A 17,711-nucleotide genomic window follows, 5' to 3' on the forward strand; every position below is an offset into this window, starting at 1 on the left:
TTACCATTTACGAATTTTATGGCCTTTGACCGCATAAAAAATCAAATACAGATAACACGGAACCAATACCCAATAGGCCGTTTTCAGATCAAATACATCAGCATAGTGACCATATATCATTGGCATGATTGCATTACCACACAACCCCATAATCAACAAAGCACCTCCTTGTTTCGTAAACCTTCCAAGATCACTCAAAGCTAATGGCCATATACCTGCCCAAACAAGCGAATTGGCGAAGCCCAACAAAACGATAAACCAAATAGAGATATCTGCTTTATGTCCTAATAGTGTAACATCTCCACTCAAATAGACTATTCCCAAAGAAAGTAGAAGTCCTAAAACCGTGCATACTCTCAGAGCAGTAACTTGACTCATTACTTTAGGGATCAGAACGATCCCACAGAGATAACCCACTATAGTCAGGAACAAGGTGTAGGAAGGAAACACCTTAGCCTCTAGGAGATCAATATCCATTGACCCCGCATATCCTATAATAGTGTCTATTGAAATAATCTGCGTACCTACATGTAGGAAAATAGCAAGCGCACCTAAGATCAGATGTGGAAACTGAAAGATACTATTTTTTGACGAATTGGCTGCCGCTACATCTGCATCCTCATGTTCGGTATCAATCTCTGGCAATGGGGAAAAACGGACCAGGAATCCCAAGCCTACCAGAATAAAGCCCAAAACCGTATACGGCGCTATCACTCGTCTGATAAAAACATCGAGTTCTTGCGAGCGCTGTGCCACATCCATCATTTCAAGGTTCTTGAACAAATCGGAATCAGTAGCACGCAACACCACTGTAGCAAAGATTAAGGGAGCCAAAATCCCGGCGGCCTTATTACATATCCCCATGATGGAGATCCGTTGTGCGGCGCGCTCTTTAGGCCCCAATATAGTTACATAAGGATTGGCAGCAGTCTGTAAAATTGCTAACCCAGCGCCCAATGAAAACAAGCCTACTAAAAACACTTCATAAGTACGCGTTAAGGCTGCAGGAATAAACATAAATGCGCCAAATGCCATAATGAAAAAGCCAATCATAATACCATTCTTAAACCCCTTATTTCGAAGAAGATAAGAAGAAGGCATAGAAATGACCAAATAGGAAATATAAAATGCAAATGTGACGAGATAAGACTGAAAGTTGGTCAGTTCGCAGGCTATTTTAAAGTAAGGTATCAGTATGGCATTAACCCAACTGACAAAACCAAACATAAAAAACAGGACACCTATAATTCCTATAGATACGATAGTCTCCCTTTTCGTCAGACTAGCTGCAGTTTTAACGTTACTAACTCCCATATTGCTTTAAACTTTAGGCTCCCATCCTTTAGCATACTCTCTCGACCATAAATTTTTCATCGCATTGCTATCATTCAGTATATGCCCATTTTGAGGATTTATTTCCAATTGTTTACCCGTTCTAAGTGCGATGTTCCCCAGCTGCACCAATAAAGTACTTTTATGTCCACTAAGGATATCCGAATTCAGATTTTCATTGTTCTTTATGGCAGCAAACATATTCTGCATATGCAACGCATCCAATTGCTGAGAAGGACTGCTAAGACTTGCTGTATTGATAGGGCCACTATCTTTTACTTCTTTAACCAACTTGCCCTGAATGTCAAATAATTTATAAGAATTTGCCCCATCGATTTGCAATGAGCCTTTTGAACCATAGAACATAACTCCGACATTAGAGCCCTCAGTAGTCATTGCATTACAGCTTCTCCCCTCCCATGTGATCATTTTATCTGGACCGAACTCAAGACTTATAACTTGTGTATCTGGTGTTTCCCAATCGTCCTGATAAGCATATCGTCCACCATTAGAGCTCACACGAGTAGGATAATCAACCTGTAGTCCCCAACGCGCCAGATCGACCATATGTGTACCGTTATTTAGCGCTTCTCCAGTTCCCCAATTCCAGAACCAATGCCAATTATAGTGCAATAAATTGTCCTGATACGCTGCGCGAGGAGCAGGCCCTTGCCATAGATCAAAATCTAACCAAGAAGGGACGGCCGTTTTTTTTCCAATCCCGATCGAAGGACGATTATTCGTATACCAAGTTTTAGCATAAAACACTTTACCTATAGTACCATTGTGAACCTCTTCGATACCTTTCACCACATTGGGCCATGATCTTCGTTGATTCCCCATCTGGATGACATTTTTATACTTGTTTGATGCGGCAATTAATAATTCTCCCTCTCTAGGATTATGGCTACATGGCTTTTCCAAATACACACTTTTACCAGCTTGTGACGCCAGAATAGCTGCCGGAGCATGCCAATGGTCCGGTGCTGCGACCACAAAAATATCAACATCTTTACTTTCCAAAGATTTTCTAAAATCTTTAAATCCATTTACCGTCGCCTTCTGGAATTTGACAAGTCCTTCTTTACATTTATCAATGGCACGGCTATCAACATCACATATATGGATGACCTCACTCTGCGCCTGACTAGCAAAATTCTGTGCCAATGCTGCGCCGCGGGAATTCACCCCCATAACAGAAACTCTCATTTTCTCATTAGCGCCAACAATCCTATTGTAGCTTTTGGCACTAAATCCAGGAAGTATGCCTCCTAGCCCCACAGCAGTAGAGGCTATCAATGTTTTCTTTAAAAAATCTCTTCTTGAGTTATTATCCATAATAATAGGTTTTACTTTAAGGTTATTTCTGTTAAATTGACCAATTGTCCCTGCCGATTTTTACTTAAATCAGCGGCCTCAATAAAAGCACATATTTCCAACGTTTGTTGTCCATCGACAGGAACCTTCCCTGACTCAAAAAATTCGACAATTTCGTCCAATAGTGGTGCGTACCCCACAAAATCGCCTAATTTGACAGCTGCCTTCTCACAATATATCGTTCCACCGAATGCAGATGTTCCTGTTCTAGTTCCTCTTACTGTTCCCACTCGACCGTCTTCCCAAACTCCAACAATAATATCCGTTCCGTCAGTATGCGTCCGATTAAGGGACTTACATCCTACCCCCATTGCTGTAATCAACATTTCTACCGCATGTATTCCATACCAAAAGAAATCAGGATGGCTAGGCTCAATAGTCGCGGGGGAATAAACATCTGCTCCTAAAACCTTACCATACTTCCCATCCAAGATATCTTTCATACCAGTAATGTATCGCAATGAAGAAGAAGAGAAGAAAGGCACTCTATACTCGGTTGACAAACGCATGATTTCCTTTGCATCCTTATAAGATGCCGCTATCGGTTTATCGATAAAAACTGGCTTTTTTGCCTTAAAAACTTCGCGGGATTGGTCTAGATGCAACCGACCATCATTGGTTTCCAGCAACACATAATCAACCTGTTTCAACAAAGCTTGGATGGAATCGACAATCTTTACGTCTAACTTTTCAATATCTGCAACATATTTGGGAATACGATCCGTAGCTGAGGGTATCGTCTTCGTGCCATAGGGATAAGCGGCCACTACTCTATAATCACGAAATTTCTCAGGATTATCGTGTAATGATTTTGTAAAGGCCACGGCATGAGATGTATCTAGACCGATAATACCAATACGTTTACCCTTACTCTGAAAGATAGGGGAGGCAGAGGCTGGATTCATCATTACAGCACCCAAAGCCAAGGAGCCCATGCTGACAAAGTCTCTTCTACTTAGATTTTTCATAATGCGGTTTATTATGTTATGTTATAAAGATAGTAAATAGTGTACGTACCCGAAAATATATTCGTAAATAAATTTACGCTCTACTTAATTCTTATAGTACTTATAATTCTCTTTTGTAAGGATATCAATCGGCATCAATTGTACCTTATCTATTTTCTCACTCTCAACAAAATAATCATACAACGTCAACAATCCCTTATATCCCTGCTCTATAGGTTTTTGACAAATTAGAAAATCGATAATTCCCTTCTCTAAATACTCAATATTACGAGTCAAATAATCGTAGCCAATAAGTTTGATATTTGTAATATTGTTAGTTTCAAAATATTTAGCTACAGTAGAAACACGTGAATTTGTGACAAACAAGAGGTCTACAGTACTATCTTTTAAATAAGCCGCAAGCTCTGCCATGACTGAATCATAATCGGTTCTATGAACCGTCAGCATATTAACCGTAGAACTTGAATTATTCTCCTCAAAATAACTCTTGAAGCCGGTCGCTTTCTTCAATAAGTGATGCTCTGCCCCCAATTCCCGAGACACATTGAAAATAAGAATATTTCCACCATCAGGAATAAGATATTTTGAAAGATTCCCCGCTAGTTTACCCGACTGAAACAAATCTGGCCCAATATAACTTAGCGGACTGACATTGGATATATCCGAATTAATAAATACACATTTTATCTTTTTCGCCTCGCACTTGTAAAAAAACTCTAATGCTTCACTAATAAACGAGGGAGCTAAAAGAATTCCGTGAAAGCTATCTTTAAGGATTTTATTAGCCTCATTATTAAAGGTCTGTCTATCATTTAGTTCATAATGAAAAAAAACGACTTCAACACCATACATCCGAATCTCTGCCCAAGCCTTATTGATACCTTCAAGGGGGGCTTTCCAATATTCGGTCTCTGCCGATTCACGTGGAATCAGTACAGCAAAACGAAAAACTTTTCGGGAAGCTAGGCTTCTCGCCAAAAGGTTAGGTTTATAATCCATCTCCTTTATAATAGCCTCTATTTTTTCTTTTGTCTTCGCTGAGACGCCCGTGCGGTTATGGATGACCCGATCCACTGTTGCAATAGAAACATTTGCTCTTCGTGCAATCTCCTTTACTCCAGACAATTCATTATTCTTTTGCATATCAGTACCAATTGAGCTTCAAATAAAGAATTTTTTTCTAACTTTCCAAAAGTCTACTACTTTCTGTATCCAAATACAACTTTGCTTGTGGATGATTTCTCAAAATTGTTGAAGGATACAACTCGTCAATCTTCTCATAGAGAGTCTGGTACACAGCTTGATCCTTGGTTTTGCCTGGTACCACACAAAAAATGTATTCTGCAGATAGTAGTACCGGTATCGTCAATGTCAAAGCATGCGTAGGCACTTTCTCAAGAATTGAAAAGCAACCATCATTTACCTGCTGTTGCCTACAGATCAAATCTAACGCCACTACTTTCACCATCTCTATATCGTCAAACTTTGCCAACGGAGGATCATTAAAAGCGATATGCGTATTCTCTCCAATCCCCATACAGACAATATCCGGAGCATTACTTTCTAGAATAGAAGTATATCTTTTACACTCATCAGCTACATCCTCACATTCACCTTGTATATATGCAATGGATCTTAACGGAATAAAATCAAAAAGATTCGTCTTTAAATAGTTACGAAAACTTTGTGATTCATCCACACGGATACCAACATATTCATCCATATGCATAGCGTTGACTTTCTCCCAAGGAATATCCTGCGCCAACAGACTTTTATACAAATCTCTTTGAGAAGGAGCCGCCGCGAAAATAACATTCACTGTATCTTTAGTCTCTAACAATTGATCAATAGCTATTTTCACATCTTTTGCAACAGCATCTCCCATTAGTTCGCGTGTCAGATAAACATTGACATCCAAATTATCTACCTTTTTTTTCATAATTATTAATTTAATTGGTCTACGATTCTTCCTTTACTATGCCCCTCAATATATTTTATTCCTGTAGTCCAACTACAAGAATGAAGAATTCTCCCGTAGTTCCCAAAGAACATATAGGAGAATTCTTCAACTTAGTTTTTAAAAACTATAATGTTCATTCTGCTCTAATGCTTTGTTTCTATCCCACGCATCCCTAGGTATAGGAAATACAATAGGTTTAGTATTTAACCAAGGCTTTTGTGTGACATTCAATTCACTATAATTAGGTCTTTCCGCAGCAATAAACTCGAGAAAACGTCCACTCCTATTCAAGTCAGAAAAGCCTCCTGTAGGTTCCCAAATAAATTCCATACGGCGTTCTTTGAAAATAGCATCCAATACTTTATCCTTGGCTAGACCAGTTGGCAAATCATCCAATCCTGCTCTTGTACGTATTCTATTGACTTCTTGAATAGCGTCATCTCCTCGATTTTGTTCATTTAGTGCTTCTGCATAGTTAAGAAGGACTTCAGCAAAACGGATTATTGGCGCATTCACCCCGGAGTTGACTAAAGTCGGCTTCTGCCAATATTTGGTCATAATAAATCCCGAATGCGACCAACCTGCTGGTACATTAGTAGGCATCACAAAAGCTGGCATATCTTGATGCTTCTCTCCAGGGCCTATAATGGATGCCCAATAACGCTTGTCTTTTATACGCCCGTTTCCATCTTTTTCATGGGCACCGACCCAGTGTTGCTGAGGAACAAAATTACTCCAAGCTTGCCCTCCTGTAAATTCAGCCGGCGCACCACGAGGCGCAGTACGCTTGACTAGATTATTCCCTTCAGCATCTACACTTTCTTTAAATTGGGTAGAAAATAATATTTCATCATTATTTTCATTGCTCTCCATAAAAATCGAACGATAGTCGTCCAATAGTTTATAACGTTTTTCATCAAACAATTCCCCAGTAACAGTAATAACATCAGGATATTTTTTTTGCCATAGAAAAGCCTTTCCAAGTAACGCTCGACACGCACCAGATGTCACTTTCCCGACATTCTTGGCATCCCATCTAATTGGCAAATCGACTTTAGCATCCTGAAGATCTTTTTCAATAAATGCCCAGACCTCCGTTGCCTTAGCCCTAGGTATCTGAAGATTTGAATTTGCATCTAAAGGTGTCTCTATCAACGGGACACCACCAAAATAGGTAACCAGACGATAATAGAACAATGCACGGATAAACTTAGCTTGTGCAATTATTTGCTTTTGGGATTTTTCATCCACATCATGCATTGCCGATACTTTTGCTATAACCATATTAGCTCGACCTATCCCAATATACGCCGCGGTATACATATCTTTTAAGATAGTATTAGTAGAAGGAAATACTAACGAATGTAATTCAATACGATTAGCACTTCGGTCCATTTCATACATATCACCTGATATTGCCCATTCTATGTCAGCCGCGTCCCTAACATTTGAAAAAGCCTCTTCTTTCTGTAATGTCCCATACACCCCCACCAATGCGGCTTCTGCATCCGAAATATTAACAAAGAACTTATCCTCTACCAAAGTATCTGTAGGTGATAGTGACAAAAAACTATCACTACACGCTGTCGCCGTACTCAACAAAGCAAACAGCACTATATTTTTCACTTGTTTCATATTATTATATTCAACTAATTAAAAACCAACTTTTAACCCAAACATATAGGTTCTAGGCACTGGATAAACGCCATCGTCTACTCCCGAAGCTAATGGATTTGTAGCCCCTATCTCTGGATCAAAACCACTATACTTCGTAATTGTAAATGCATTTTGAATAGAACTATAAACACGTATACGCTTGATCATTTTACTATTTTCAAATAGTGTAGAAGGTAAAGTATAGCCCAATGTCATATTACGTAACCGTAGATAAGCACCGTTCTCGATATAGAACGAAGACAGATTAGCATAGTTACCATTCAAGTCGGTGTATTTTAAAATCGGTACGCTATTCCCTCCCGTTTCTGGTGTCCAACGCTCCAGCACATCTGCAGAGGCATTAATTACCCCACTGCCGCCAAAGTACTTGATGGGATAGGTCGAGAACTTGTTGACATGGAAAATATCATTTCCTGAAACTCCCTGAACAAGTAGGTTCAGGTCAAAACCTTTATATGAAAAATCCATATTCATACCATAAGTCAATTTAGGCCATGGATTTCCCAGCATTACACGGTCGTCATCTGTGAGCGCCCGGTCTCCGTTGATATCCCGATATTTAAAATCTCCTGCCGAAGCATTAGGTTGAAATACTTTATCTACCTCCGCATCATTTTGATAGATGCCATCCACGATATAACCTCTAAAATATCCTATAGGCCGACCGACCTGCGTATAAGAACTGTTCATACTGGTGAAGCCAACCAAAGGCCCAGATATTGGATTCCCAGCCCCCATAGACAATACTTCATTTTTCAAAGTTGACAAGTTTACACTCACATCATATTTAAAAGCACTCCCTCCAGCATATCCGACCAATAGCTCAAATCCTGAATTACGGATCTTACCGCCATTTACAGAAGGAGCTATCTCGAAACCCGCTTCTAACGAGACTGGTAGGCTCACCAACATATCCCGCGTATCCTTGATGTAATACTCTGCAGTCAGATAACCTTTATTATTCAAAAATGTAGCATCTACTCCGAAATTCAGCTGTTCACTCGTCTCCCACTTCAAATCCATATTTCCTGGGCGAATCATACTCGCACCTGTAACCAGACTCTGTTCAGCCCCCAAGATATAATTGTCAATTACCCTACCCAAGCCGAATGTACTCGAATAACCGAATGCACCAATGGCATCATTACCTAACTGCCCCCAGCTAGCACGTAATTTCAAACTATTCACAGGTCCAGTCTGGTTGAAAAATTCTTCATCCGAAATATTCCAGCCTGCAGATACTGAAGGAAAGTTCCCCCATTTATAAGAAGGTCCAAAATTAGACGAACCATCACGGCGGATACTAGCTGAAAACAAATATTTATTAGCATATGAGTAATTAATACGTCCCAAATAAGAAGCCAGCGTATATACGGATCCCGTCCCTGTTCCTCTCCGATTCGCATCAGAGCTGGTATTGACTACACGGATTGTCTCATTTTGAAAATCTCTAGCTGTAATAGAAATCCAGTCATTTGCATTACGCTGAGCAGTCTGACCAACAACCGCAGACACATTATGTTTATCAAATTGCTTGCTATAGTTTAGGGTATTCTCTATTAACCAATTCAACCCCTGAGTCTGGGTTTCCGTCAATGTTGCAAGAGGATTACTGTAAAATCCCCGTTTAACTTTAGGTTCCCAACTACTTGTACGGTTAGCGACGTAATCTAATCCAATACTCGACTTAAATGTCAATCCGGGAACAATAATAAATTCGCCAAATGCATTCCCATATAACCGCATGTTACGAAGCCTTTTTTCCCCGGTCTTAGCACGTAGATAAGGATTGTCACCTTGTGTAGAATAATAAGCAGAGGAACCATCGACAACATCTTCCAATCCCAAAGTTGGGTAAAACTGTTGAGCCAGGTTAAAGATACCAAGTCTGAAATCTTCATTCTGTAGTCCTTTTCCATTCGTATAAGCAAAGGCCAGACTACCGCCAAACTTCAACCGTTCATTGGCCTGAATATCAACATTGGCACGCCCTGTATAACGTTTGTTCCACGTCTCTATCAGCGTACCAGTTTGATCACGGTAACCTACTGACAGTGCATTCTTAACTTTCTGATTTCCGCCCATCACTGACAAATCCACATTATACACAGGAGCTGTACGAAAGACCTCATCAATCCAGTTCGTACCTACTCCTAATGCGGAAGGATTTGCCCATTCGGGATTGGGAGTCATATTCGAGTTTTTAAACAACTCGTTGGCTAAGGTTGCAAACTGTTCTGCATTAAGAAACTTAGGTTTCTTCCAAAGTTCCTGAAAGCCCGTATAGGTACTGAGGTCAGCTGAACTCAAACCGTCCTTTCCACGTTTGGTGGTAATCAAAATAACCCCATTCGCGGCACGCGCTCCATAAATAGATGCCGCGGCTGCGTCTTTCAGGACCTCTATAGACTCTATATCATTGGGATTCACAATTGACATTCCATCAACTTGATCCGAACTCCCGCTGATAGACATATTACTGCCCCCAACCGGGAACCCGTCTATAACGTAAAGTGGCTGATTTCCTCCTGTAGTTCCAACTCCCCGAATCCTTACAGAACTAGCTCCTCCTGGTGCACCACTAGTGTTCGTTATAGTGACCCCCGGAACCTTTCCCTGTATAGCCCCTGTAAAAGAGTTACTTGCCACCTTGTCTAAATCCGCTGACTTAACAGAAGAGATTGATCCTGTTAGTTCCTTTCTCTTCTGGGTACCATAACCTACAACAACCACCTCTTCCAGATTACTTTCATCAAGTTCAAGAACAATAGTCAAATTGTTCAAATTAGCTACCAAAACTTCTTTTGGTACGTACCCGACACTTGAAAAAACAAGAGTCTTTCCAACAAGTTGTCCTGAAAGTTCAAAAAAACCATCAGCGTTGGTTCCCACAGATTGTGTCGTGTTTTTGACTTTAACACTAACTCCCCTAAGGACATTCCCTTCATTATCAACAACCTTACCGGAAAGTTTCTCTTGAGACATCACCAAACTAACTTTAAATCCAGCATCAGTGGCATAGACCGAAGAATGATTTAAAAATGGTGATCCCAAAAAGACACAGAGCATGCATACTTTTGATCTCATAATACTAAATTTATAGTTCTAATTATTTAAACTGGTTACTGTATCAAAGGCAAATAAAAGTACTTCTACTCCTACATACCATAATTTTAAAGTTTTTAAGCTGACTATTGGTTATAAAGCGTTAAAATATAATCGTGTACGTAAACGAATATAGTATTTTTATCTAAAACAAAGAATAAAATATTTTAAAAAAAAAGATAAAGGGCTTTAAGCTTTGTCTACGACCTTTACTGGGCTAATTTTTAATGCTTCTAAATGCATATTATGCACGCATAATATCACATATATTTAATTATATTTGTTCTGAACCTGATTATACAACTATGATTGGTCAATTTATATTTACATTCCTATTTCTCGCTGCAGGATTCTTTTTTTATAAGAATGCAGGAAAGATTTACAGAAACATCAGACTTGGCAAGACACTCAACCGTTTTGACAATCCTTCTGAACGTTTAAAAATAATGTTACTGGTAGCGTTTGGACAGAAGAAGATGTTCAAACGTCCTATACCGGCACTGCTTCACCTTTGTGTATATGTAGGGTTCTGTATCATCAACATCGAAATGCTAGAAATCGTCATTGATGGCATATTTGGCACCCACCGTGTACTCTCTTTTATGGGGGGATTTTATAATTTTTTAATATACAGCTTCGAAATACTTGCTCTGCTCGTTCTGTCGTCCTGCGTAATTTTCTTTATCCGACGGAATATCCTTAAGCTAAAAAGATTAAATCAATCAGAGTTAAACAATTGGCCTAAAACTGACGCCAACATTATTCTGATTACCGAGATTTTACTCATGGCCGCGTTTTTGATTATGAATGCAGCGGATCAAAAGTTACAGATATTAGGACATCCACACTATACGACAGCCGGAGCATTCCCTATTAGTACTTCTTTACTGGCGTTGCTGCCAAGTACATTCGATAGCTTAATACTTATAGAACGTTTTTGCTGGTGGTTTCATATTGTGGGGGTATTGGCCTTTCTCAACTACCTTCCTTTATCCAAACACTTGCATATCATCCTTGCGTTCCCTAACACGTACTTTACAAAATTGGAACCAAAGGGTAAGTTTGATAATATGCCTGCCGTCACTGCAGAAGTAAAAGCCATGCTCGATCCCAGTCTTCCCCCTCCTAGTGGAGAAGTCTCAAGATTTGGCGTAAAAGACGCTACAGACCTAACTTGGAAAAATCTTCTAGATGCCTATACCTGTACAGAGTGTGGCCGCTGTACCTCCTCCTGTCCAGCTAATATCACTGGAAAATTGCTATCTCCTCGTAAGATAATGATGGATACGAGAGACCGAATAGAGGAAATAGGTAAGAATATCGACGCTAATAAGTCCTTTATAGATGACGGGAAATCCTTACTGGACGGTTATATCAGTAGAGAAGAAATATGGGCATGTACAAGCTGTAATGCCTGTGTAGAGCAATGTCCTGTAAACATCAATCCTTTAGAAATTATTATGGGCTTAAGGCAATACGCGGTAATGGAAGAATCCAAGGCTCCCACAAGCATCAATGGGATGCTGGGAAATATGGAAAACAATGGAGCTCCCTGGAAATATGCTCAAGCAGATCGTGCCAACTGGGCCAATCAATAAAGATTCTTAAACATGGAAAATCAAATACAAGTCCCCACAGTCGCCGAACTAGTTGCTAAAGGCGAATCTCCAGATATATTATTTTGGGTAGGCTGCGCTGGCTCATTTGACGAAAGAGCGCAACGTATTACAAGAGATATCTGTAAAATACTTCAACATGTAGGTATAAAATATGCAATTCTAGGTACAGAAGAAAGTTGTACCGGTGATCCTGCCAAACGAGCAGGCAACGAGTTCCTATTCCAGATGCAGGCTATGATGAACATACAGGTACTTGATGGCTACGAAATAAAGAAAATAGTAACCGCCTGCCCCCATTGTTTTAATACCTTAAAGAATGAATATCCGGAACTAGGTGGAAACTATGAAGTAATCCACCACACACAGTTGATTCAGTCACTTATCGAGCAAGGAAAATTAAAACCAGCAGATGGACACGCTTTCAAAGGAAAACGTATTACCTATCACGACCCTTGCTACCTCGGACGCGCCAATGAAGTTTATGAGGCCCCACGGAAAGCTCTAGAGGTATTAGATGCGGACCTAGTAGAACTCAAACGCTGTCGCAGCAATGGACTATGCTGTGGAGCAGGAGGCGCACAGATGTTCAAAGAGCCTGAAGCGGGCAACAAAGATATTAATATAGAACGTATAGAGGATGTGATAGAAACAAAGGCATCTATTGTGGCAGCAGGGTGCCCTTTCTGTATGACTATGCTACAGGACGGTGTCAAAATCAAAGAAAAAGAAGAAGAAATACAAGTACTCGATATCGCCGAAATCACCGTAAAGGCCAATAATCTTTAAACAAAAATTAAAACTACAAAAAAGGAGATCATCAGAAGATGATCGCCTTTTTTGTACCCAGAAGCAGATTCGAACTGCCACGCCCTTGCAAGCGCCACCCCCTCAAGATGGTGCGTCTACCAATTTCGCCACCTGGGTATTACTCTGACAAAAATATAGCTTTTTTTTAAAGTCACAAGCTAAATCTGCGTATTATTTTTAAAATTCTTATCAATAAGAGTTTGAATAATTCCATCGACTAAGCCAACTCGCGGAGCCACAATGTTTTTCAGATGTCCGACCTTCATAATAGTTAGAAAAATTTCTGAAGCGGGAATAATAACATCCGCCCGATCCGAACGCAAGCCCAGTTCATGGATACGATCTTTTAATGAAAAAGAATTCAAATGATCGAATATTGCCTTCAGCTTAGCATAGGTCATCGGCTTATCCCCTTTCTCATTTGCGATACGCGACAGTTTATTGATGTTTCCTCCAGTGCCTATACCATAGATATTTTTATAACCTCTCGTCTTTTCCTTAACCCAACGGCGCATTTTATCCCATGTCTCCGGTTGATCCTGATTATCCAATATACGGATCGTCCCCAAGTTGAAAGACTGAGAGTCAACAAGCTCACCATTCGCAAACAGCGTTATCTCTGTACTACCTCCTCCTACATCTATGTATAGATACACCTTAGTCTTATCGATCGTATTACTCAAATAAGAATTGTAGATAATTTTAGCTTCTACTCCTCCATCCACAATCTGTATATCAATCCCCTCCTCCTTGCAAGCTTCAACAACCGCCATTCCATTATCCGAATCCCGCATAGCTGATGTTGCACAAGCCATATAATCCGTGACTTTATAGACATCCATTAGGTTTCTAAAGGCCCGCATGGTCTTGACCATATCCTGAAATTTACCTATAGATATATGCTTATCAATAAAAGCATCATCTCCCAAACGCAACGGAACACGAAGCAATGTATTCTTCGTATACACCACTTCCTCTTTCTTTTCTAAAATATCAGCAATCAACAATCGGACTGCATTTGACCCTATATCTATAGCTGCGTATCTCACCGGCATTATTTTTTTTTTAATCTGCCAATAATAACGTTTTAATATTAATTTTTCATTAAATTAACGTTAGAATTAACATATAAAAAAAGGGAACATGTACATGTTCCCTTTTTTTATTGTGCAAAACAACTATTAATGGTGCGAATGAGCTTCTTCTTTACCACCAATCTGTTTGTATACTTCAGATACGATATCCACTTGCTTTTCAGCAAAAGCACGCAAATCTTTATTAGTATTGCGAGTCAAACGTGTTAACTGTTCTTTTATCAACCCTATTTCGTGTTGTGCATCATGCACATAGTCAGTATGCTTTACATTTGTTGAAGCAGTAGAGTCCGCTGCGTGAGCAGTAGTCAGTTCTGGAGCAGGCACACCTTTGATAGGAAAATCGATTTGCACCGTTCTAGCAATAGTATCCAAGGAAGGGATCAATTCTGCGTAGTAAGCTTTCAGTTTTGCAGCAACTTCTTTCGATTTTGCATCACCATTAGCCTCTTCGTGCTCAGCAACAATTACACCTACCTGTGCTGCTTCTCCAATTTTCTGGAAAGCAGAAAACGCATCACCGTCTACCAAAGTAGTATGCGTGTATTTCAACTGATTCTCCTTTGCTGTTTTATCTACACAAGAGTTAAACAAAGTACCTGCACATACTGCGGCAAAAAATAAAGTATTTAATTTCATTTTAATTCTTTTTTCTCGAATACAAAAATATGAAATATCTATCAGAATACGCCATATTTTCGGATTATCTATTATGCAAGATTCCTACCTGCATTTACGACTCCGTATATTGTACGCCCAATAAGCTTTCTATATACATCTTCCTGCTCCACAGAGAGGTTTTCCTCGCGTAATTTCCGAATAGCATAATGTTGGATAATCAACAGGGGCAATACAATTTTTTCCCGTTCTAGAATCGATGCCCGCTCGACCGGATAGTTTTCCATGAGTTCATTTGCGCCACTCAATTTCAACAAATAATTCTTAGTCTTTACATATTCATCATAAAGTGTACACCAGAATTCGCCAAAAATAGGATCATCCTTCATGTAAGAAGTAATGGAAAAATTTGACTTTGTCATAGACATCATACAATTGTCAATAAGTGTATTGAAAAAACCTGAATTCTCATATAGATTACGTACTGAAGACCATAAATTATTCTCTTCGGCCCATTGCAAAGCTGTCCCAACACCAAAGAAGCCAGGAATATTTTGCTTGAGTTGGCTCCAAGAGGTCACAAAAGAAATGGCCCGAAGATCCTCTAGTCGAAGATCCCTATCAGAATTTCGTTTCACAGGACGGCTACTGATATTGATAGAAGAGAGTTCCTTTAGCGGACTCAATGCTTCTAAATATTTCAAAAAAAGTGGGTGATTACGTAAAGACAAAAATTTCGTATGACTAGCTTCAGCCATATCCTCAATAATCTGTTTTTGTTTTTCCGTAAGTGTATCGCCTTGATTTTGCCTAATTTCTGAAATCAACCCCGCATGTAATAATTGTTCAATATTATACTGTGCGGTATCCAAAGAACCGTATTGACTACTGATGGTCTGCCCCTGTATAGTCAATTGTATATGCTTATTTTCGATCTCGGTTCCCATAGAAGCATAAAATCGCTGTGTCTTCCCACCTCCACGGGCCGGAGGTCCACCACGGCCATCAAAAAATACCAGATCCACCTCATACTCCCTCGCCAACGCAGTCAGCTCCATCTTCGCATTATAAATGGACCAATTGGCCATAAGGTATCCCCCATCTTTTGTACTATCGGAGAAACCAAGCATAATAGTCTGCTTATTCCCTCTCCTTTCTAAATGCGCCCCATAAAAAGGGTTACTATACAACGTGCGCATCACATCTGAGGCTCGTTCTAGATCATCCACAGTCTCAAACAAAGGGACAAAATCAATAAACAACTTATCCACTTGCCATCCTTCCCACAAAAACAATTGCATCAAGCCCAATATATCTGAGGCTTGTTGGCAATTAGAAATAATAAAACGCTGCGCGGCCCGTTCTCCTCCCGAGCGTTGGATATCTTTTAATAGCTGTATCACACCGATCGTATCTTTAACCAACGGTTCCGCGTCATCTTTATACACTAAATTATCTTCTGTAAAACGTAATGCCTGTTGCTTACTTTCCTCGCTCGTGGTGAGCCGCTCCAATTCAACACCTAGCTTTTCACCATGTTCTTGCACCAAATAGTTAATCGTCTGCCGCAATACAGAACTATCTTGACGAATGTCCAACGTAGTAAAATAGCAACCAAATGTATTTACTTTACGAATTAAATCTTCAACAAGCTCAACAAACAAACCGTTGTGTAAAGAATGAAGGACCTCTCTGATAGCATTTAGATTTTCGAGTATTTCTACCGTATCATCTTTAGGATTTTCTACAGTGTGAAAACTATTGGTATAGAACAACTCTTGAAGATTCTCCAAGTAACCTTCCACTCCCTTAAAGGTAATCCGTCTCTTTACTACCCTAAAATCGCGATAATAACAGCGGAATAGAATGGTCCTAAGCATTCCTGCCACGCGCTTTGTACTCTCGACAGTTACGTTTGGATTACCATCACGGTCCCCTCCAGGCCAAAACCCCAACTCGATCAACTGCTTTACATCTTCTGATGGCACCTCTAGCTCATCATCAATTTTAGATTGAATACCAGAGGTGACTTTATAAAAAACATTTTCTAAGTACCAGGCCAAACTTACCGCTTCATCCACAGGAGTTGGACGTTGCTGTTTTATAAAAGGTGTTTTACCTAATTGTTGAAGCAAAAGATGAATATTAGAGATGTCATTTGCCTTTATAGCCTCGATCAGATCATTGATTATTCCTAGCACCGGCCCAGGATAAAACTGTGTAGGGTGAGCTGTCAGCACCAACCGTACAGAAAAATCACGTAATTTCTCTACAAGTTGTTTTTTTAGTTTAGCATCATTCTGAGCTAGTTTGAACAAAGAGTTTAATCCTCCGATTTCATCACTTTTTCCAACAGCCTGAAAAGAAGAGTCTTCTATTGCATCGAATAAGACCACTTGACGTTCGATATATTGTACAATTCTAAACAGAAGATCTACACGATCTTCATCTTGTATATATTGCTCATACTGCTGAAAAAAACTATCGATTATAGTCTCTGGAGTCGAATTCCTTTCAACGCCTTGCTCACAGTGGGTCGTAAAAAATGGAAGTAATGTGCCTGTATGCTTTACACGTTGAAAAGGTAGGGTTAAGAACAGACTTTTAAATAAATCAAAGCGCGTGAGCACTTCATTCTCAAATACGGCTTGTTTTTGACTTAATTTCATTTCAATAAATTATGTATGATCCTTTCGTCTCACTGATTAGTCTGCTCAGAGAGGTATCGTTAAAACAAAAAAACTCCAAAAGCAGCAAACAAATATACAATTTAATATTAAAGAGTGTAATTTTTTATTAAAATCATATTTAAATATAGTTTTTAATGAAAAAATAACAAGAAAAAACTTTCAACATATAACACGAGAAAGCTAACCCAATAAAAAAGCAACCTTTCGGTTGCCTATTTACTATCTTTTGGGACAGTCTGGCTTTTTACAAGCTCTTTTTTCCGTCCGGGTCTTCGCTTTCCATAAGATCCCATTATAATCTTACCTCTTCTTGTCTTCTTATCTCCTTTTCCCATAACTATATTTTTAAATAAATGATATATAAAGTTGATAACCAATGACAATTTACAGTAATAAATATGGAAAAGCAAACAAAAAAAGGAAGGCACCTACCTAGGTGCCTTCCTTTTTACCTTTTTACAAAA

Annotated in this window: 13 protein-coding genes and 1 tRNA gene; 2 read left to right on the forward strand and 12 right to left on the reverse strand. The window is 39.4% G+C overall.

Annotated features, from left to right (window positions below; genetic code table 11):
- The 7 genes from JKG64_RS09395 to JKG64_RS09425 all read right to left on the reverse strand — a co-directional run bounded on the left by JKG64_RS09395 (position 1) and on the right by JKG64_RS09425 (position 10,401).
- Positions 1-1,314 carry a sugar MFS transporter gene (locus JKG64_RS09395; protein ID WP_210354025.1) on the reverse strand — a complete coding sequence of 438 codons (1,314 nt, stop codon included), beginning with the start codon at positions 1,312-1,314 and terminating at the stop codon, positions 1-3.
- Between the two features lie 6 nt (positions 1,315-1,320).
- Positions 1,321-2,670, reverse strand: coding sequence for a Gfo/Idh/MocA family protein (locus JKG64_RS09400; protein WP_210354026.1), 1,350 nt, complete (start codon positions 2,668-2,670; stop codon positions 1,321-1,323).
- 11 nt (positions 2,671-2,681) lie between these two features.
- Complete coding sequence (locus JKG64_RS09405) at positions 2,682-3,677, reverse strand: Gfo/Idh/MocA family protein (RefSeq protein ID WP_210354027.1); 996 nt, start codon at positions 3,675-3,677, stop codon at positions 2,682-2,684.
- Between the two features lie 84 nt (positions 3,678-3,761).
- Positions 3,762-4,820, reverse strand: a complete 1,059-nt coding sequence (locus JKG64_RS09410) for a substrate-binding domain-containing protein (RefSeq protein WP_210354028.1) — start codon at positions 4,818-4,820, stop codon at positions 3,762-3,764.
- A 37-nt stretch (positions 4,821-4,857) separates the two neighbouring features.
- Entirely contained in the window at positions 4,858-5,616 is a 759-nt protein-coding gene (locus tag JKG64_RS09415; RefSeq protein WP_210354029.1) for a 6-phosphogluconolactonase, read from the reverse strand.
- A gap of 138 nt (positions 5,617-5,754) precedes the next feature.
- Complete coding sequence (locus JKG64_RS09420) at positions 5,755-7,272, reverse strand: RagB/SusD family nutrient uptake outer membrane protein (protein ID WP_210354030.1); 1,518 nt, start codon at positions 7,270-7,272, stop codon at positions 5,755-5,757.
- 18 nt (positions 7,273-7,290) lie between these two features.
- Entirely contained in the window at positions 7,291-10,401 is a 3,111-nt protein-coding gene (locus JKG64_RS09425; protein ID WP_210354031.1) for a SusC/RagA family TonB-linked outer membrane protein, read from the reverse strand.
- A gap of 323 nt (positions 10,402-10,724) precedes the next feature.
- Between JKG64_RS09425 and JKG64_RS09430 the strand changes: the two genes are divergently transcribed.
- Complete coding sequence (locus JKG64_RS09430; RefSeq protein ID WP_210354032.1) at positions 10,725-12,017, forward strand: (Fe-S)-binding protein; 1,293 nt, start codon at positions 10,725-10,727, stop codon at positions 12,015-12,017.
- 12 nt (positions 12,018-12,029) lie between these two features.
- On the forward strand, positions 12,030-12,824 hold the full coding sequence (locus JKG64_RS09435) for a (Fe-S)-binding protein (protein WP_210354033.1): 795 nt from the start codon (positions 12,030-12,032) through the stop codon (positions 12,822-12,824).
- 54 nt (positions 12,825-12,878) lie between these two features.
- Here the strand turns inward: JKG64_RS09435 and JKG64_RS09440 are convergent.
- The 5 genes from JKG64_RS09440 to JKG64_RS09460 all read right to left on the reverse strand — a co-directional run bounded on the left by JKG64_RS09440 (position 12,879) and on the right by JKG64_RS09460 (position 17,582).
- Positions 12,879-12,962, reverse strand: a tRNA-Leu gene (locus JKG64_RS09440).
- A gap of 41 nt (positions 12,963-13,003) precedes the next feature.
- Positions 13,004-13,894: a Ppx/GppA phosphatase family protein gene (locus tag JKG64_RS09445; RefSeq protein WP_210354337.1), complete on the reverse strand. Its 891-nt coding sequence runs from the start codon at positions 13,892-13,894 to the stop codon at positions 13,004-13,006.
- 132 nt (positions 13,895-14,026) lie between these two features.
- Entirely contained in the window at positions 14,027-14,578 is a 552-nt protein-coding gene (locus JKG64_RS09450; RefSeq protein WP_210354034.1) for a hypothetical protein, read from the reverse strand.
- Between the two features lie 71 nt (positions 14,579-14,649).
- Complete coding sequence (locus JKG64_RS09455) at positions 14,650-17,226, reverse strand: phosphoenolpyruvate carboxylase (protein ID WP_210354035.1); 2,577 nt, start codon at positions 17,224-17,226, stop codon at positions 14,650-14,652.
- 233 nt (positions 17,227-17,459) lie between these two features.
- The gene (locus JKG64_RS09460; RefSeq protein WP_210354036.1) at positions 17,460-17,582 is read right to left on the reverse strand and encodes a 30S ribosomal protein THX; all 123 of its coding nucleotides are present in this window, start codon (positions 17,580-17,582) and stop codon (positions 17,460-17,462) included.
- Positions 17,583-17,711: the final 129 nt, after the last annotated feature.

Source organism: Sphingobacterium tabacisoli, assembly GCF_017908035.1.
GTDB classification, from domain to species: Bacteria; Bacteroidota; Bacteroidia; order Sphingobacteriales; family Sphingobacteriaceae; genus Sphingobacterium; species Sphingobacterium tabacisoli.